Consider the following 16,723-nt stretch of genomic DNA (forward strand, 5'->3'; position numbering starts at 1 on the left):
CATCGGTGGCCATACCCGGTCGAACCAGATCGGGACCGGTCAGGACCCCAGGATCTCCGTGAGGTCGTAGCGCACCGGCTCCTCCAGCTGCGCGTAGGTGCAGCTCTCCGGCGTGCGGTCCGGGCGCCAGCGGCGGAACCGGGCCGTGTGCCGGAAGCGGGCCCCGTTCTCCATGTGGTCGTACGCCACCTCGGCCACCCGCTCCGGCCGCACCGGCACCCAGGACAGGTCCTTCTTGCCCGACCAGCGGCTCGGCGCGCCGGGCAGCCGGGCCGACTCGTGGGCGGCCTCCTCCGCCCAGGCCGCCCACGGGTGCCCGGAGACGTCCTCCATGCGCAGCGGCTCCAGCTCCTCGACCAGCTCGGCCCGCCGTTTCATCGGGAACGCGGCCGACACGCCCACGTGCTGGAGGGCGCCCCGGTCGTCGTACAGGCCCAGCAGCAGCGAACCCACCACGGGGCCGCTCTTGTGGAAGCGGTAACCGGCCACCACGACGTCGGCCGTCCGCTCGTGCTTGACCTTGAACATGGCACGCTCGTCCTGCCGGTAGCGCAGGGTGAGCGGCTTGGCGACGACCCCGTCGAGGCCGGCCCCCTCGTACTGCTCGAACCACTGCCGGGCCACCTCGACATCGGTCGTGGCAGGCGCCAGATGCACCGGAGGCGTCACGTCGGCCAGGGCTCCGGTGAGCAGGGCGCGGCGGTCGGTGAGCGGGACGTCGAGGAGGGACTCGTCGTCCAGCGCCAGCAGGTCGAAGGCGACGAAGGAGGCGGGCGTCCGCTCCGCCAGCGTGCGCACCCTTGAGTCCGCCGGATGGATCCGCTCGGTCAGCGCGTCGAAGTCCAGCCGGCCCTCCCGCGCGATCACGATCTCCCCGTCCAGCACGCACCGCTCGGGCACCCGCTCCTTCAGCGCCGCCACCAGCTCGGGGAAGTACCTGGTCAACGGCTTCCCGGTACGACTGCCCAACTCCACCTCGGCACCGTCCCGGAACACGATCGCGCGGAAGCCGTCCCACTTCGCCTCGTACTGCATGTCCGGCGGGATCGTCGCCACCGACTTGGCGAGCATCGGCTTCACGGGTGGCATCACCGGCAGATCCATGCCACGACTCTACGAGCGCTCCCCGGCGTCCGCTCGTCACACGGCACGCTTCGGTACGGACCCGGCGACCGTGTCGAGCCGATATGCGGGGTGGGGGTGGTGCGCCTACCGTGGCCGCATGGGCGATGCGGTGCAACTGGAGGTGGCCGGCCGGACCGTACGGCTGTCCAGCCCGGACAAGGTGTTCTTCCCGGAGCGCGGTTTCACCAAGCTCGACGTCGCCCGCTACTACGCGGCCGTCGCCCCCGGCATCCTGCGCGCCCTGCGCGACCGCCCCACCACCCTCCAGCGCTATCCCGACGGTGTGACCGGCGAGTGGTTCTACCAGAAGCGCGCTCCCAAGGGCATGCCCGACTGGATCCCCACCGCCCACATCACCTTCCCCAGCGGCCGCACCGCCGACGAGATGTGCCCCACGGAGGAGGCCGCCGTGGTGTGGGCCGCGCAGTACGGCACGCTCACCTTCCACCCCTGGCCGGTGCGGCGCGGTGACGTCGACCGTCCCGACGAACTCCGTATCGACCTCGACCCGCAGCCCGGCACCGACTTCGCCGACGCGGTCCGCGCGGCTCACGAACTGCGCGCCGTCCTGGACGAGTTCGGCGGACTGCGGGGCTGGCCCAAGACCTCCGGCGGCCGCGGGCTGCACGTCTTCGTGCCCATCGAACCCCGCTGGACCTTCACCCAGGTCCGGCGCGCGGCGATCGCCGTGGGCCGCGAGCTGGAACGCCGGATGCCGGACCGGGTGACCATCAAGTGGTGGAAGGAGGAGCGCGGCGAGCGTATTTTCGTCGACTACAACCAGACGGCCCGCGACCGCACCATCGCCTCCGCCTACTCCCTGCGGCCCCGCCCGAACGCCCCCGTCTCCGCGCCGCTGCGCTGGGAGGAGGTCGACCAGGTGCAGCCCGCGGACTTCGACCTGGTCACGATGCCGGTCCGGTTCGCCGAAGTCGGCGACGTGCACGCCGACATGGACGACCACGCCTACTCCCTCGACGCCCTCCTGGAACTCGCCCGCCGCGACGAGGACGAGCACGGCCTCGGCGACCTGCCCTATCCGCCGGAGTACCCGAAGATGCCGGGCGAGCCCAAGCGCGTCCAGCCGAGCCGGGCACGGCCCGAACAGCACTCCTGACGGCGGGAGTCGGGACGCCCTCGCCGGTGACCGCCGGTCGGTGGCCGGCGGTCGGTCTGCGGTCTGCGGTCGGGACTATGCTGATCGCCAGCCGCCGAGGAGGAGGGCCGAGGTGTCCGAGGCAGTGTCGCGCCCCACGCTGGAGGCCGTGGCCGCGCGGGCCGGAGTGTCCCGGGCCACCGTGTCACGGGTCGTCAACGGCGGGGACGGCGTGCGCGAGCCCCTCGTCGAACGGGTGCGGCGGGCGGTCGAGGAACTCGGCTACGTCCCCAACCAGGCGGCCCGCAGCCTCGTCACCAAACGGCACGACGCCGTCGCCGTCGTCATCGCCGAACCGGAGACCCGGATCTTCACCGACCCCTTCTTCGCCCTCCAGCTGCGCGGCATCAGCAAGGAACTGACCGCCCACGACAACCAGCTCGTCCTGCTGCTCACCGAGGGTCGGGACGACCACGCCCGGGTGGCCCGCTATCTGGCCGGCGGCCATGTCGACGGCGCACTGGTCTTCTCCCTCCACCTCGACGACCCGCTGCCCGGTCTGATCGAGGGCGCCGGCGTCCCCACCGTGTTCGGCGGCCGGCCCGGCTGGAGCGACGGCACGAACACCGCCGTGTACGTCGACTGCGACAACCGGGGCGGCGCCGAGGACGCGGTACGCCATCTCGTCGGCCTCGGCCGGAGCCGGATCGCGCACATCACCGGACCGCTGGACCAGACGTCGGCGGCCGACCGTCTCCAGGGATACCGGGACGTCATGGGGGAGACCGATCCACGGCTGGTCGTCGCCAGCGACTTCACCCCCTCCGGCGGCGAGCGGGCCATGAGCCGACTCCTCGACCACTGCCCCGACGTGGACGCCGTGTTCGCCGCCAACGACCTCACCGCCCTCGGTGCCCTGCGCGTCCTGCGTGAGCGTGGCCGCAGGGTGCCCGAGGACGTCGCCGTGATCGGCTTCGACGACGTGCTGCCCGTCGCCGAACAGACCGAGCCGCCGCTGACGACGGTCCGTCAGGACATCGAGGAGATGGGCCGGTTGATGGCCCGCCTGCTGCTGGCCACGCTGACCGGCGACGAGTCGGCGAGCGGCGCGCCGTCCAGCGTCGTCCTGCCCACGACGCTGATACGGCGCGCGACCGCCTGACGGGTCCCGGCTCCCGCCTCAGCTCTCCTGCGGTTCGCCCTTGATCACCGCGAAGCGGGCGCCGTACGGGTCGGCCAGCTTGGCCATCCGGCCCACTCCCTCCAGCGTGGTCGCCGGCATCCGCACCCTGCCGCCCGTCTGCTGGGCCTTCTCCACCACCGCGTCCGGGTCCTCGACCTCGAAGTACGGCAGCCAGTACGCGCCGGCCTGCGCCTCGGCCGGGTCCTCGGCCAGCGGCACCATCCCGCCGAACATCGACGCGTCGTCACCGCCCGCCGGGTTGACACAGGTGTAGGTGCCGCCGGGGAAGGGCACGCCGGAGGTCTCCAGGCCGAGAACCTTGTGGTAGTAGGCCGCGGCGGCCGCGATGTCCGGGGTGTACAGCTCGACCCAGCACAGCGAGCCCGGATCGCCCGCCACGTCGACGCCCTTGGTGAGCGCCGGCTGCCAGATGCCGTAGGGAACGCCTGCCTGGTCGGCGAGGATCGCCAGGTGGCCCCGGCCCATCACGTCCATCGGCTGGGCGAGGACGCTGCCGTGCGCCTGCTCGGCCGCCTTCGCGGTGGCCTGCGCGTCCTCGCTCTGGAAGTACACCGTCCAGGAGGGCGGACCCTGCTCCGGGGTGGTCTGCATACCGCCGGCGACGGTCTTGCCGTCCAGCTGGAAGAAACCGTAACCGCCGGCGTCGGGACCCGCCGACCGGAACTGCCAGCCGAAGAGACCGTTGTAGAAGGAGACGGCGCCCTCGATCTCGGGCGTGCCGAGGTCGATCCAGTTGGGAGCGCCGTTGACGAAACGGGTGGTGAGCATCATCGCCCTCCTCGGAAGGGTCCTGTCCTCTGCTGCGCCGAGTCTTCCACCGCCCACTGACAATCGCTGCCCGACCACGCCCACCGCAGCCCGGTTACCGTGGGTCACCCGACGCAATCGCCGAGTTTCGGATCCGTTCCGCGCGCCGCCGTGCGCGGGCGTGGCGCGCAGGAGCAGGATCGAGGCTGAAGCGCTCTGTCGCCGGGACGTTGAGCGGGCGTTGAGCGAACGTTTTTCGTCGCCCGGCACGATCCTGGCCATGCACTTCGACACCATCACCCCGCCCCGCACGCCCGTCCCGGCCTGGCAGGCGCAGGCGTTGTGCGCGCAGACCGGGGCGGACTTCTTCTTTCCCGAGCCCGGCAGCTCGGTACGCGAGGCCAAGCGCATCTGCGGTATGTGCGAGATGCGCTCGGCCTGCCTGGAGTACGCGCTCGACAACGACGAACGCTTCGGCGTCTGGGGCGGCCTGTCCGAGAAGGAACGCCTGGAACTGCGCCGTGCCTCCCGCTGAACCCGCACCCGCCGGAAAAGGCGGTACGACCCCAGACCCCGGCCCGGCTACCCTCCGGGGACGCGGCCGGACGTAGCGCAGAGGGCGCACCGGGAGGTCCGGGCGCCCGTCCGGCGTGGTGTCACGCGCCGGCGCGCGCCGCCATCCGGGCCCTGCGCGCGGCCAGCTTCTCGTCGAACTTCGACGCCTCAGCGTTCAGCCCGCCCATGAACAGGCCGAGTTCCTCCTGCGCCTGCAGGCCCTCCGAGCCGAGACCGTCGATCTCCAGGACCTTCAGGTGGCGCAGCACCGGCTGGAGGACGTCGTCGTGGTGGATGCGCAGGTTGTAGACCTCGCCGATCGCCATCTGCGCGGCGGCCCGCTCGAAGCCGGGGATCCCGTGGCCGGGCATGCGGAAGTTGACCACGACGTCCCGCACCGCCTGCATGGTCAGGTCGGGGGCCAGTTCGAACGCGGCCTTCAGAAGGTTGCGGTAGAAGACCATGTGCAGGTTCTCGTCGGTCGCGATGCGGGACAGCATGCGGTCGCAGACCGGGTCGCCGGACTGGTGACCGGTGTTGCGGTGCGAGATCCGGGTCGCGAGCTCCTGGAACGCGACGTAGGCGACCGAGTGCAGCATCGAGTGCCGGTTGTCGGACTCGAAGCCCTCGCTCATGTGCGACATCCGGAACTGCTCCAGCTTGTCCGGGTCGACCGCGCGGGAGGCGAGCAGGTAGTCGCGCATCACGATGCCGTGCCGGCCCTCCTCGGCGGTCCAGCGGTGCACCCAGGTGCCCCAGGCGCCGTCGCGGCCGAACAGTGAGGCGATCTCGTGGTGGTAGCTGGGCAGGTTGTCCTCGGTGAGGAGGTTCACCACCAGGGCGATCCGGCCGATCTCGGTGACCTTGGACTGCTCCTTGCCCCAGGCCTCGCCGTCCTCGAAGAAACCGGGGAAGTTACGGGCGTCGCTCCAGGGCACGTACTCGTGCGGCATCCAGTCCTTGGCGACCTTCAGATGGCGGTTCAGCTCCTTCTCGACCACTTCCTCCAGGGCGTACAGCAGCCGCGCGTCGGTCCACACGGACGGGCTGCCGAGGTGGGGAGAAGTGATCGTCACGAGAACTCCAGGGGGACGCCGAACAAGAGCGGATGAACGGGAGAAGACCGGCGAGCGGGGCCGGAAACCTACGTGATCGTAGGCTACGAAGCCGTAGGTTACGAAGCCGTAGGTTAAGTGTGCTGTAAAGACTGCTGATCAGGCCCGGTGCACACGGCGAATCGTGACATGCCAAGCGGCCCCGGGACCCGCAGGTCCCGGGGCTGAAGAGGTGAAACGATCACCCGTCAGGCGTACAGCTCCCGCAGCCGCACCGAGAGGCACGTCACACATCCCTCAAGTTTCTCGAACTCGGAGATGTCGACCGTGACCACCTCGTGGCCGAGGTCGGCGAGCAACTCCGCGGTCTTCGGGGCGCTCTGCGACATCAGCAGCTTGCCGCCGCCGAGCAGCACCACATGGGCGCCCGCGTCCTCGGGCACCGCCAGGAAGCCCGGGAACAGCGACGGCCGGTCCACGTTCGGGATGTGTCCCAGAATCGTTCCGTCGGGCAGCGCGGTCACCGCCGACTTCAGATGCAGCACCTTGCTGACGGGTACGGCGACCACCCGCGCGCCCAGCGGCTCGAACGCGGCCCGCAACTGCTGCACCCCGGCCGCGTTGGTCCGCCCGCCGCGGCCGACGTAGACGGTGTCGCCGACCTTGAGGACGTCACCGCCGTCCAGGGTGCCCGGCTCCCAGACCCAGTTCACCGAGCAGCCGAGGCGGGCCACCGCCTCCTCGACGCCGGCCGTCTCCTCGCGCCGGGACTCGGCGCCGGGCCGGGTGATCAGAGCCACGTTCTTGTACATGACGACCGTGTCCTCGACGAACACCGAGTCCGGGCAGTCGTCCTCCGGGTCCACCTCGACGGTCTCCCAGCCGTGCGCGCGCAGCGTCTCGGCGTACGCCTCCCACTGCTCCTGGGCGAGCTCGACGTCGACCTTCTCCCGCTCGATGTGCGTCACCAGGCCTTCGGCGAGGCGCGGGCTGGGGCGGCGGATGAGGGCCTTCTTGCTGGGCACGACGGGTCTCCGGGGTCGGTGATTCGGTCCGGCGCCCATTGGTGGGGGCGCCGGACCGCCATCATGCAGGGCGGATCGGTGTCGACAAAACCCCTGTTGTCAGGCTGTGCCCTCACCGAGACGCGCCACCTCGTCCGGAGTTGTGCCGGTCAGCTCCCCGTCCGCCATCAGCAGCCACCGCGTGATCCCGATCGACTCCAGGAACGGCAGGTCGTGACTGGCGACGACCAGGGCGCCCGCGTACGACTCCAGGGCCGTGGTGAGCTGCCGGACGCTCGCCATGTCGAGGTTGTTCGTCGGCTCGTCCAGCATCAGCAGCTGGGGCGCGGGCTCCGCCAGCAGCAGCGCGGCCAGCGCCGCCCGGAAGCGCTCGCCGCCGGAGAGCGTCCCCGCCTTCTGGTCGGCGCGGGCGCCCCGGAACAGGAAGCGGGCCAGTCGCGCCCGGATGCGGTTGTTGCCGGCGTCCGGTGCGAACCGGGCCACGTTCTCGGCGACGGTCAGCTCGTCGTCGAGAACGTCCAGCCGCTGGGGCAGGAAGCGCATCGGCACGTGCGTGTGCGCCTCGCCCGCGACCGGCGCCAGCTCCCCGGCGACCGTCCGCAGCAGCGTCGTCTTGCCCGCGCCGTTGCGTCCGACCAGCGCGATCCGCTCGGGCCCGCGCAGGTCGAGGATCCCCTTCACCCGCGAGCCGTGCGCGAGTTCCAGGTTCTCCAGCGTCATCACCCTCCGGCCCGGCGGAACAGTGGTGTACGGCAGCTCGACGCGGATCTCGTCGTCGTCCCGTACCGCCTCCACCGCCTCGTCCAGCCGCTCCTTCGCCTCGGCGAGCCGTTCCTCGTGCATGATGCGGTGCTTGCCCGCGGACTCCTGCGCCGCCCGCCTGCGCGCCCCCATGACGATCTTCGGCTCGCGCTTCTGCTCGAACATCTTCTGCCCGTACCGCTTGCGGCGGGCCAGTTTGACCTGGGCGTCGGACAGTTCGCGCTTCTGCTTGCGGACATCGGCCTCGGCGACCCGCACCATGCGCTCGGCCGCCTCCTGTTCGACGGCGAGCGCCTCCTCGTACGCCGAGAAGTTGCCGCCGTACCAGGTGACCTCACCGGCGCGCAGGTCGGCGATCTGGTCGACCAGGTCGAGGAGTTCGCGGTCGTGGCTGACCACGATCAGCACGCCCGGCCAGGAGGCGACGGCCCCGTACAGCCGCTTGCGGGCGTACAGGTCGAGGTTGTTGGTGGGTTCGTCGAGCAGCAGCACGTCCGGCCGCCGCAGGAGCAGCGCGGCCAGCCGCAGCAGCACCGACTCGCCGCCGGACACCTCGCCGACGGTCCGGTCCAGGCCGATGTGGCCCAGCCCGAGCTCGCCGAGGGTGACCAGGGCGCGCTCCTCGACGTCCCAGTCGTCGCCGAGCGCCTCGAAGTGCCGCTCGGACACGTCACCCGCCTCGATGGCGTGCAGCGCGGCCCGCCGGGAAGCGATGCCGAGCACCTCCTCGACGCAGAGCGCGGTGTCGAGCGTGACGTTCTGCGGGAGGTGGCCGACCTCACCGGCCGCCTTCACGGAGCCGTCGGCCGGGGTGAGCTCGCCGGCGACGAGCTTCAACAAGGTCGACTTCCCCGATCCGTTGACACCGACCAGGCCGGTGCGGCCGGGACCGAAGGAGATGTCCAGGCCGTCGAAGACGGGGGAGCCGTCGGGCCAGGCGAAGGACAGGGAGGTGACGGTGACGGATGCAGACATGGGCGCCTCGCGGTTGCTTGCGGTGTCGGGGGACGCGTGTCGAGACACCGCGAGGCAGAAGCCGAAAGGGCCAGGAGGAGATCCTGCGCCGGGAGGACGGCTCACACGCCGAGGTCGAACGCCACAGACACACCTCACGGGTGTGACGCGGTGTCTCAGGACCTCAGACGAGCAACGTCCTTCTCCAATCGACGGCAACAGAACCGTCGTACACGCTAGAAGGGGTCACATGGGGTGTCAACGCAATTAACCGCGGCGGGAGCACCAGGTCAGCAGGCGTCCCGCATCAGCTCGGCCAGGTCGTGGTCGAGGTCCAGCTGGAGGTGTTCGAGACCGGTGGGGACCAGGTCGCCGGTCGCCTCCAGGAAGCGGCGTATCTCGCCGGTGCGCACATGGATGACGGCGGTGCCCTCGGGGGCGTGGAACTCCAGCACGGTCCGGTCGTAGCCGTACGGCCGCACCCGGACGTCCCCGTTGCCCTCCGGCGCGTGGAGTCCGGCGGCGAGCAGCTCGCGGGAGAACGTCCAGCAGACGTCGACCCCCTCCAGGGTGGCCGGGGCCGGGAAGGTCATGCGCACGGCGAAGGGGTCCTCGCGGTCGTAGCGCAGGGTGGCGGGAATGCTCGGCATGCGCGGTGACGCGGCGACCAGTCGAGCCTCTACGGGCTGCTCGATGACGATGGACAACGCCTTGCTCCCTCGTGACGGTGGTACGAATTTCGGGGCGTGTGAGACCTGGCACTGGAAGAGACGAAGGAAGTGGCCGATCCGTGCACGCGAAGGGCGAGTGACCTCTGTCACCGGCCTTATTCACACCTGGGGCTTACCTGTCGCCTGGGGCTGCGGGGCCCTCTGGACGGCGGCGCGGCGGTCGGCTAGCTTCGCGCGCCATGAGGCGCTTGGGGAGCACGCGACGCACAGGACGAGCCCGACGTACCGGCCGAGCGGTCGCGGTGGGGGTGGCGTGCACGGCGGCGCTGGCCGCGCTGACCGCCGGTCCCGCGCAGGCCACCGCACGGGCACCGCACTGGGCGCTCAAGGACACCGGCGCCCCGGAAGTGCGGTTCCGCGGCCTGGCCGCCGTCGACCGGCACACCGCCTGGCTGGCCGGTACCGGCGGCACCGTGCTGCGCACCACGGACGGCGGGACGAGCTGGCGGAACGTCTCCCCGCCGGGCGCGGGCGACCTCCAGTTCCGGGACGTCGAGGCGTTCGACGCGCGCCGCGCGGTGGTGCTGGCCATCGGCGAGGGCGAGGCGTCCCGGGTCTACCGCACCGACGACGGCGGCCGGACCTGGACGGAGTCCTTCCGCAACACCGACCCCGCCGCCTTCTACGACTGCATGGCCTTCTTCGACCGCCGCCACGGCCTCGCCATGAGCGACCCGGTCGACGGGAAGTTCCGCATCCTGTCGACGGGTGACGGCGGCCGTTCCTGGCGCGTACTGCCGGACGACGGCATGCCGGCCGCGCTGGCGGGCGAGGCGGGCTTCGCGGCGAGCGGCCAGTGCCTGGTCACCTCCGGGCCGAAGGACGCCTGGCTGGCCACCGGCGGCGGTGCCCACGCGCGCGTGCTGCACTCCGCCGACCGCGGCCTGACCTGGACCGCCGCCGACACCACGATCCCGGCGGGCGATCCGGCCAAGGGCGTCTTCGCCGTCGCCTTCCGGGACCGCGGCCACGGCCTCGCGGTCGGCGGCGACTACCGCGCCGACCAGGCCTCGCCGCAGGCGGCCGCGGTCACCCCGGACGGCGGCCGCAGCTGGCGGTCCGCCGCCACCCCGCCGCCCGCCTACCGCTCCGGCGTCGCGTGGCTCCCGCACAGCCGCACCACGGCCCTCGCGGTCGGCCCCACCGGCACCGACCTGACCACCGACGGCGGCCGCACCTGGCGCACCGTCGACACCGGCTCGTACGACACCGTGGCCTGCACACCGGACCTGAGCTGCTGGGCGGCCGGCGAGCAGGGGCGGGCGGCACGCCTGGAGAACTGACCCGGGGGTACCCGTTGACGGCACACCCACGAAGGGAGCGGTGGTCATGCCACGTGGATCCAGCCCGAAGCGGGAACGCCAGTACGAGCACATCAAGGAGAGCGCGCTCGACCGGGGCGAGAGCAAGGGGCGCGCCGAGGAGATCGCCGCCCGGACCGTCAACAAGGAGCGCGCCCGCTCCGGCGAGTCCGAGACCGCCAGCCGTACCTCCACCCAGGACATGTCGTCCGGCCGGCGCGGCGGGAAGCGGTCCCACAGCGGCTCCGGCGGCCCGACCTACGACCAGCTCTACGAGGAGGCCAAGCAGCGCGGCATCGAGGGCCGTTCGGACATGAACAAGGCGCAGCTGCAACGCGCTCTGAACGCCAAGAAGGGCTGACCCGGCCGACAGGAGGGCCGTAGGCCGGGTTCCGTCACGCCCGTCACCGCACGCGCGCGTGGCACGCCGTACGCTCGTGCCCACCATGACGACGACCGTACGCGTACCCGCGGGCTGGCCCGCGACCGAGGAACAGGCCCTGGCCGTGCAGGACGAGCTGCGCGGGAGGGTGGTCCTCGACGAGCCGGGCCCGGCGCCCGGCACCGGGCAGGTCACCGGCGTCGACGTGGCCTACGACGACGAGCGCGACCTGGTCGCCGCGGCGGCCGTCGTCCTGGACGCGGCGACCCTGGAGGTGGTCGCGGAGGCGACCGCCGTCGGCCGGGTGTCCTTCCCGTACGTGCCCGGACTGCTCGCCTTCCGCGAGATCCCGACCGTCCGGGCCGCCCTGGACGCCCTGTCCTGCCCGCCGGGCCTGGTCGTCTGCGACGGCTACGGCCTCGCCCACCCGCGCCGCTTCGGCCTCGCCAGCCACCTGGGCGTCCTCACCGGCCTGCCCACCATCGGCGTCGCCAAGAACCCGTTCACCTTCGCGTACGACGACCCGGACACCCCGCGCGGCAGCGATGCGCCGCTGCTCGCGGGCGCCGAGGAGGTCGGCCGCGCCCTGCGCACCCGGGACGCCGTCAAGCCGGTGTTTGTCTCCGTCGGCCACCGGGTGAGTCTCGACAACGCCTGCGCCCACACGCTCGCGCTCACCCCGAAGTACCGCCTGCCGGAGACCACCCGCCGCGCGGACGCGCTGTGCCGCAGCGCGCTGCGTGAAGCTCAGGCCTGAGTAGCGATTCTGAGTACGAGTACGGATGCCGCCGTTACAGTCCGGCGGCAGGCTGGCCGCATGACCACACACCGTGTCCCCCAGTCCGTCGCCGCCTCCGCCCAGCCCGTCGAGCGCACGGTGACGGCCGCCCTGGTCCTCGCCGTGGTGGTGGGGTTCGGGTGGATGGCCGGGATGGTCTACACCGTGATCCAGTGGCAGTCCTAGGGGGTCAGCGGGTCGCCGCCACCCGGAAGCCGATCCCGGCCGCGCGCAACCGCTCGGTCAGCGCGTCGCCCATCGCCTGCGCGGTGGTGACCTGGCCGGCCGTCGGCGGCAGCTCGTCGAAGGCGAGGGAGAGGGCGGCCTCGGCGAACATCTTCGCCGTCTCGCCGTAGCCGGGATCCCCTCCCGAGACCTCCGTGAACACCCGCCGTCCGCCGCCTTCGCCGACGAACCGGACCGTGAACCAGCTGCGGGCCCGCTTCTGGGCGTCCGGCCCCTCCCCGGGCCTGAGCCGGTCCGACAGCCAGCGCCGGGCGGGCGGCAGCTGGGCCGCCGCGGCGACCGCGCCGACGGCCGCCACCCCGCCGAGCGCCATCGGCAGGTGCCTGACGGCCGCGTAGTGCCGGTAGCGGAAGTCGGGGCCGTAGCGGTCCAGGGCCTTCGCCGAGCGGCGCACGATCTGGGCGTCGATGGTGGGCAGCGGCAGCGCCCAGGCGCCGACCTCGGACGCGAACCGAGGGGCACCCGTCGGCGCGCTCGTCCGGCGGTTCATCAGCCGGGGCTCGTGCCGGGCGCGGTCCCGCGCGGCGGCGAGCAGCTGCCGGGGGCGCGCGAACTGGTCCAGGGCGGAGGCGAAGGTGCCGCCGGAGAAGGTCGCGTCCGCGGTCACGAACCCGTCCACGGTCAGCGGCACGCCCTCCGGCAGCTGCCGGACCGTGAAGTACGCGCCCAGGTCGTGCGGGACCGAGTCGAAGCCGCACGCGTGCACCAGGCGGGCACCCGTCTCACGCGCGCGTGCGTCGTGCCGGACGTACATCAGGTCCACGAACTCCGGCTCGCCGCACAGGTCCAGGTAGTCGGCGCCGGTGTCCGCGCACGCCGCGACCAGGTCCTCGCCGTAACGGCCGTAGGGACCGACCGTCGTGGCCACCACGCGCGCGTGCTCGGCGAGGGCGCGGACCGTGGCGGGCTCCGTGACGTCGGCGCGCAGCACCCCGACCGCCGTGCCGCCCGGCAGCCGCTCGCGCAAGGCCTGCAGCCTGCGCTCGTCCCGGGCCGCGAGCGCCCAGCGCAGGCCCTCGGGCGCGTGCGCGGCGAGGTACTCGGCGGTGAGCTCGCCCACGAAGCCGGTGGCTCCGAAGAGCACGAGGTCGTAGGGACGGTCCGTCGTCTTCATCCTGCTCATGACACCTCTCGGTCGCGCAACCCGTGCCGTTGTGGGTGGCTGAGGCTAGCGTGAGGAGTGCGGACGCACCCCCACCGGGTATCTTGACTAAGCGCTTGCTCGTCCACTCTTGTGCCCAGTGGAACGTGTTCTTAGCATCGTCGGTGTTACATCAGTTGTGTCACATGACTGGGGGCGGCATGACCACGGCAGGGACGCCAGGACACGGCCCGCTCTCCGGCGTGCGCGTGGTCGAGCTGGCCGGCATCGGACCGGGCCCGTTCGCCGCCATGCTCCTGGCCGACCTGGGCGCCGACGTGGTCCGCGTCGACCGGCCCGGCGGCCCCGGGCTCGCGGTCGACCCGGCGTACGACGTCACCAACCGCAACAAGCGCTCGGTGCTCGTCGACCTGAAGTCCCCGGACGGCCCCGCCCGCGTCCTCGACCTCGCCGCACACGCCGACATCCTCATCGAGGGCTACCGCCCCGGCGTCGCCGAGCGGCTCGGCGTCGGCCCCGGAGACTGCCACGCCCGCAACCCCCGCCTGGTCTACGGCCGGATGACCGGCTGGGGCCAGGAGGGGCCCCTCGCGCACCGAGCGGGCCACGACATCGCCTACATCGCCCTCACCGGCACCCTCGGCATGATCGGCCGCCCCGACGAACCCCCGGCCGTCCCCGCCAACCTGCTCGGCGACTACGCGGGCGGCTCCCTCTACCTCGTCGTCGGCGTCCTGGCGGCCCTGCACCACGCGCGCGCGACCGGCACCGGCCAGGTCGTGGACGCGGCCATCGTGGACGGCACCGCGCACCTGGCCGCGATGATCCACGGCATGGTGGCCGCCGGCGGCTGGCACGACCGGCGCGGCGCCAACCTGCTGGACGGCGGCTGCCCGTACTACGGCACCTACGAGACCGCCGACGGCGGGTACATGGCGGTCGGCGCCCTGGAGCCCCAGTTCTACGCCGAGTTCCTCCGGCTGCTCGGCGGCCTCGACGACCTGGCCGACGCCCGCAAGGACTGGACCCGCTGGGGCGAGCTGCGCGAGCGGGTCGCCGCCCGCTTCAAGTCCCGCACCCGTGACGAGTGGACGGCCGTCTTCGAGGGCTCCGACGCCTGCGTGGCCCCCGTCCTCTCCCTCCGGGAGGCCCCGCACCACCCCCATCTGGCAGTCCGCGGCACCTTCACCGACCACGGCGGCATCACCCAGCCCGCCCCCGCCCCGCGCTTCTCCGCGACCCCCACGGCCGTGCGCACCCCTCCCGCCCGGCCCGGCGCCGACACCGCCGCGGTGGCCGGCGACTGGGACGTACCGGCACTCCTCGACGACCACGACAAGGACGGCACCTGATGGAGCTCTCGACCTTCCTCGACTACGCGGGCGACCCGCGCGCGGCGGCCGACCGGGCGGCCGCGCTGGAGTCGGCGGGCCTCGACGCGGTATGGGTCGCGGAGGCCTACGGCTTCGACTCGCCCACGATCATGGGCTACCTGGCCGCCCGCACCGAACGGATGAAGATCGGCTCCGCGATCCTCAACGTCTACTCCCGCACCCCCGCCCTCATCGCCCAGACGGCCGCCGGGCTGGACGCCGTCTCCGGCGGCCGCGCGATCATCGGACTCGGCGCCTCCGGCCCGCAGGTGGTCGAGGGCTGGCACGGCAAGGCCTACGACAAGCCGCTCGGCCGTACCCGCGAGACCATCGAGCTGACCCGGCGGATCCTGCGCCGCGAGACCATCGACCACCACGGCATCACCGACATGCCCCGCCCCGGCGGCTTCGGCAAGCCCCTGAAGATCCTCACCAAGCCGGTCCGCCCCGACGTCCCGCTCTACGTGGCCTCCCTCGGCCCCGCCAACGTCCGGATGACCGCCGAGATCGCCGACGGCTGGCTGCCCACCCTGTTCATCCCCGAGAAGGCCCACCAGGTCTGGGGCACCCCCCTGGCGGAGGGCGCCGCCCGCCGTGACCCGGCCCTCGGCCCCCTCCAGATCGTCGCCGGCGGGCTGCTCGCCATCGGCGAGGACGCGGCCGCCGTACGCGACCAGGTCCGCCCCCGGATCGCCCTGTACGTCGGCGGCATGGGAGCGCCCGGCAAGAACTTCTACAACGACCTCGCCGTCGCCTACGGCTACGAGAAGGAGGCCCGGCTCATCCAGGAGCTGTACCTCGACGGCCGGCACCGGGATGCCGCGGCGGCCGTACCGGACGAGTTCTGCGAGCTCATATCCCTGTGCGGCCCGGAGGGCTACGTCCGCGACCGCATCGCCGCCCACCGCGAGGCCGGCGTGACCATGCTGGACATCACCCCCGTCGGCCCGGACCCGGCCCGCCTGGTCGAGACCGTCAAGAACTGGCTCTGATCCCCCCGCTGACCTCCACCGCGCAAAAACCCTCGTTGAAAGGCTTGTCAGTGAGCACCGAAGCGTACGTGTACGACGCGATCCGCACCCCGCGCGGCCGCGGCAAGGCGAACGGCGCCCTGCACGGCACGAAGCCCATCGACCTGGTCGTCGGACTCATCCACGAGATCCGGGACCGCTTCCCCGACCTCGACCCGGCCGCCATCGACGACGTCGTACTCGGTGTCGTCGGCCCGGTCGGCGACCAGGGCTCCGACATCGCGCGGATCGCCGCGATCGCCGCCGGACTGCCGGACACGGTCGCCGGCGTCCAGGAGAACCGCTTCTGTGCCTCCGGGCTGGAGGCCGTCAACATGGCCGCAGCCAAGGTCCGCTCCGGCTTCGAGGACCTGGTCCTCGCGGGCGGCGTCGAGTCGATGTCCCGGGTGCCGATGGCCTCGGACGGCGGCGCCTGGTTCAACGACCCGATGACCAACCTGGCCGTCAACTTCGTGCCGCAGGGCATCGGCGCCGACCTGATCGCCACCATCGAGGGCTTCTCCCGCCGGGACGTCGACGAGTACGCGGCGCTCTCCCAGGAGCGGGCGGCGACGGCTGTGAAGGAGGGCCGCTACGACCGCTCCGTGGTCCCCGTGAAGGACCGCGCCGGTCTTGTCGTCCTCGACCACGACGAGCACCTGCGGCCCGGCACCACCGCCGACTCCCTCGCCAAGCTGAAGCCCTCCTTCGCCGACATCGGCGAACTGGGCGGTTTCGACGCGGTCGCCCTGCAGAAGTACCACTGGGTCGAGAAGATCGACCACGTCCACCACGCGGGCAACTCCTCCGGCATCGTCGACGGCGCCTCCCTGGTCGCCATCGGCTCGAAGGAGATCGGCGAGCGCTACGGCCTCACCCCGCGCGCCCGCATCGTCTCGGCCGCCGTCTCCGGCTCCGAGCCGACCATCATGCTCACCGGCCCCGCGCCCGCCACCCGCAAGGCCCTCGCCAAGGCCGGCCTCACCATCGACGACATCGACCTGGTCGAGATCAACGAGGCGTTCGCGGCGGTCGTCCTGCGCTTCGTGAAGGACATGGGCCTGTCCCTGGACAAGGTCAACGTCAACGGCGGCGCCATCGCACTCGGCCACCCCCTCGGCGCCACCGGCGCGATGATCCTCGGCTCCCTCGTCGACGAACTGGAGCGTCAGGACAAGCGCTACGGCCTCGCCACCCTGTGCGTGGGCGGCGGCATGGGCATCGCCACCATCGTCGAGCGCGTCTGAAATCCCCGCGGAACCAAGAGACTTCACGGA

At 72.2% G+C, this 16,723-nt stretch carries 17 protein-coding genes; 10 read left to right on the plus strand and 7 right to left on the minus strand.

What is annotated here, in order from left to right; genetic code table 11:
* Nucleotides 1-39 precede the first annotated feature (39 nt).
* Nucleotides 40-1,104: an ATP-dependent DNA ligase gene (locus ACZ4UV_RS12825; RefSeq protein ID WP_451018580.1), complete on the minus strand. Its 1,065-nt coding sequence runs from the start codon at nucleotides 1,102-1,104 to the stop codon at nucleotides 40-42.
* Nucleotides 1,105-1,222: 118 nt separating this feature from the next.
* Here ACZ4UV_RS12825 and ligD point away from each other — a divergent pair, with 118 nt between their 5' ends.
* The gene (ligD, locus tag ACZ4UV_RS12830; RefSeq protein WP_467837728.1) at nucleotides 1,223-2,242 is read left to right on the plus strand and encodes a non-homologous end-joining DNA ligase; all 1,020 of its coding nucleotides are present in this window, start codon (nucleotides 1,223-1,225) and stop codon (nucleotides 2,240-2,242) included.
* 112 nt (nucleotides 2,243-2,354) lie between these two features.
* Nucleotides 2,355-3,383 carry a LacI family DNA-binding transcriptional regulator gene (locus ACZ4UV_RS12835; protein WP_451018582.1) on the plus strand — a complete coding sequence of 343 codons (1,029 nt, stop codon included), beginning with the start codon at nucleotides 2,355-2,357 and terminating at the stop codon, nucleotides 3,381-3,383.
* Between the two features lie 18 nt (nucleotides 3,384-3,401).
* On the opposite strand, the gene ACZ4UV_RS12840 is transcribed toward ACZ4UV_RS12835, so the two are convergent.
* The gene (locus tag ACZ4UV_RS12840) at nucleotides 3,402-4,193 is read right to left on the minus strand and encodes a VOC family protein (protein WP_451018596.1); all 792 of its coding nucleotides are present in this window, start codon (nucleotides 4,191-4,193) and stop codon (nucleotides 3,402-3,404) included.
* 259 nt (nucleotides 4,194-4,452) lie between these two features.
* Between ACZ4UV_RS12840 and ACZ4UV_RS12845 the strand changes: the two genes are divergently transcribed.
* Nucleotides 4,453-4,707, plus strand: coding sequence for a WhiB family transcriptional regulator (locus tag ACZ4UV_RS12845; protein WP_174856072.1), 255 nt, complete (start codon nucleotides 4,453-4,455; stop codon nucleotides 4,705-4,707).
* A gap of 121 nt (nucleotides 4,708-4,828) precedes the next feature.
* On the opposite strand, the gene ACZ4UV_RS12850 is transcribed toward ACZ4UV_RS12845, so the two are convergent.
* The 4 genes from ACZ4UV_RS12850 to ssgD form a co-directional block, all read right to left on the minus strand.
* On the minus strand, nucleotides 4,829-5,803 hold the full coding sequence (locus ACZ4UV_RS12850; protein ID WP_451018583.1) for an acyl-ACP desaturase: 975 nt from the start codon (nucleotides 5,801-5,803) through the stop codon (nucleotides 4,829-4,831).
* A gap of 227 nt (nucleotides 5,804-6,030) precedes the next feature.
* Nucleotides 6,031-6,807 carry a dimethylargininase gene (gene ddaH, locus ACZ4UV_RS12855; RefSeq protein ID WP_451018584.1) on the minus strand — a complete coding sequence of 259 codons (777 nt, stop codon included), beginning with the start codon at nucleotides 6,805-6,807 and terminating at the stop codon, nucleotides 6,031-6,033.
* Nucleotides 6,808-6,906: 99 nt separating this feature from the next.
* Entirely contained in the window at nucleotides 6,907-8,544 is a 1,638-nt protein-coding gene (locus ACZ4UV_RS12860) for an ABC-F family ATP-binding cassette domain-containing protein (RefSeq protein ID WP_467837731.1), read from the minus strand.
* A gap of 269 nt (nucleotides 8,545-8,813) precedes the next feature.
* Nucleotides 8,814-9,230 carry a spore wall synthesis regulator SsgD gene (gene ssgD, locus ACZ4UV_RS12865; RefSeq protein ID WP_351490762.1) on the minus strand — a complete coding sequence of 139 codons (417 nt, stop codon included), beginning with the start codon at nucleotides 9,228-9,230 and terminating at the stop codon, nucleotides 8,814-8,816.
* A gap of 203 nt (nucleotides 9,231-9,433) precedes the next feature.
* Here ssgD and ACZ4UV_RS12870 point away from each other — a divergent pair, with 203 nt between their 5' ends.
* The 4 genes from ACZ4UV_RS12870 (at nucleotide 9,434) to mmpA (ending at nucleotide 11,901) form a co-directional block, all read left to right on the plus strand.
* A complete protein-coding gene (locus ACZ4UV_RS12870; protein ID WP_467837734.1) occupies nucleotides 9,434-10,537 on the plus strand; it encodes a WD40/YVTN/BNR-like repeat-containing protein in 1,104 nt (367 codons plus the stop codon).
* Between the two features lie 46 nt (nucleotides 10,538-10,583).
* Entirely contained in the window at nucleotides 10,584-10,916 is a 333-nt protein-coding gene (locus ACZ4UV_RS12875) for a plasmid stabilization protein (protein WP_351490758.1), read from the plus strand.
* An 85-nt stretch (nucleotides 10,917-11,001) separates the two neighbouring features.
* Nucleotides 11,002-11,694, plus strand: coding sequence for an endonuclease V (locus ACZ4UV_RS12880; protein WP_451018587.1), 693 nt, complete (start codon nucleotides 11,002-11,004; stop codon nucleotides 11,692-11,694).
* Nucleotides 11,695-11,754: 60 nt separating this feature from the next.
* Entirely contained in the window at nucleotides 11,755-11,901 is a 147-nt protein-coding gene (gene mmpA, locus ACZ4UV_RS12885) for a morphogenic membrane protein MmpA (RefSeq protein ID WP_451018588.1), read from the plus strand.
* A 4-nt stretch (nucleotides 11,902-11,905) separates the two neighbouring features.
* On the opposite strand, the gene ACZ4UV_RS12890 is transcribed toward mmpA, so the two are convergent.
* Entirely contained in the window at nucleotides 11,906-13,084 is a 1,179-nt protein-coding gene (locus tag ACZ4UV_RS12890; RefSeq protein ID WP_390037048.1) for a saccharopine dehydrogenase family protein, read from the minus strand.
* Nucleotides 13,085-13,263: 179 nt separating this feature from the next.
* Here ACZ4UV_RS12890 and ACZ4UV_RS12895 point away from each other — a divergent pair, with 179 nt between their 5' ends.
* The 3 genes from ACZ4UV_RS12895 to ACZ4UV_RS12905 are packed head-to-tail and all read left to right on the plus strand — an operon-like array spanning nucleotide 13,264 to nucleotide 16,693.
* Nucleotides 13,264-14,415 carry a CaiB/BaiF CoA transferase family protein gene (locus ACZ4UV_RS12895; protein ID WP_390037046.1) on the plus strand — a complete coding sequence of 384 codons (1,152 nt, stop codon included), beginning with the start codon at nucleotides 13,264-13,266 and terminating at the stop codon, nucleotides 14,413-14,415.
* Nucleotides 14,415-15,428, plus strand: a complete 1,014-nt coding sequence (locus ACZ4UV_RS12900; RefSeq protein WP_451018589.1) for an LLM class F420-dependent oxidoreductase — start codon at nucleotides 14,415-14,417, stop codon at nucleotides 15,426-15,428. Before ACZ4UV_RS12895 ends, ACZ4UV_RS12900 begins: the two co-directional genes overlap by 1 nt.
* A 50-nt stretch (nucleotides 15,429-15,478) precedes the next feature.
* Entirely contained in the window at nucleotides 15,479-16,693 is a 1,215-nt protein-coding gene (locus ACZ4UV_RS12905) for an acetyl-CoA C-acetyltransferase (protein ID WP_451018590.1), read from the plus strand.
* Nucleotides 16,694-16,723: the final 30 nt, after the last annotated feature.

The sequence above is a fragment of the Streptomyces sp. NPDC028289 genome, assembly GCF_055565975.1.

Excerpts from the sequence above, each read along its gene's own strand:
- ACZ4UV_RS12825 (WP_451018580.1), bottom strand. The coding sequence starts at position 1,104 with ATGGATCTGCCGGTGATGCCACCCGTGAAGCCGATGCTCGCCAAGTCG.
- ligD (WP_467837728.1), top strand. The coding sequence starts at position 1,223 with ATGGGCGATGCGGTGCAACTGGAGGTGGCCGGCCGGACCGTACGGCTG.
- ACZ4UV_RS12840 (WP_451018596.1), bottom strand. The coding sequence starts at position 4,193 with ATGCTCACCACCCGTTTCGTCAACGGCGCTCCCAACTGGATCGACCTC.
- ACZ4UV_RS12845 (WP_174856072.1), top strand. The coding sequence starts at position 4,453 with ATGCACTTCGACACCATCACCCCGCCCCGCACGCCCGTCCCGGCCTGG.
- ACZ4UV_RS12860 (WP_467837731.1), bottom strand. The coding sequence starts at position 8,544 with ATGTCTGCATCCGTCACCGTCACCTCCCTGTCCTTCGCCTGGCCCGAC.
- ACZ4UV_RS12870 (WP_467837734.1), top strand. The coding sequence starts at position 9,434 with ATGAGGCGCTTGGGGAGCACGCGACGCACAGGACGAGCCCGACGTACC.
- ACZ4UV_RS12875 (WP_351490758.1), top strand. The coding sequence starts at position 10,584 with ATGCCACGTGGATCCAGCCCGAAGCGGGAACGCCAGTACGAGCACATC.
- ACZ4UV_RS12880 (WP_451018587.1), top strand. The coding sequence starts at position 11,002 with ATGACGACGACCGTACGCGTACCCGCGGGCTGGCCCGCGACCGAGGAA.
- mmpA (WP_451018588.1), top strand. The coding sequence starts at position 11,755 with ATGACCACACACCGTGTCCCCCAGTCCGTCGCCGCCTCCGCCCAGCCC.
- ACZ4UV_RS12890 (WP_390037048.1), bottom strand. The coding sequence starts at position 13,084 with ATGAGCAGGATGAAGACGACGGACCGTCCCTACGACCTCGTGCTCTTC.
- ACZ4UV_RS12895 (WP_390037046.1), top strand. The coding sequence starts at position 13,264 with ATGACCACGGCAGGGACGCCAGGACACGGCCCGCTCTCCGGCGTGCGC.
- ACZ4UV_RS12900 (WP_451018589.1), top strand. The coding sequence starts at position 14,415 with ATGGAGCTCTCGACCTTCCTCGACTACGCGGGCGACCCGCGCGCGGCG.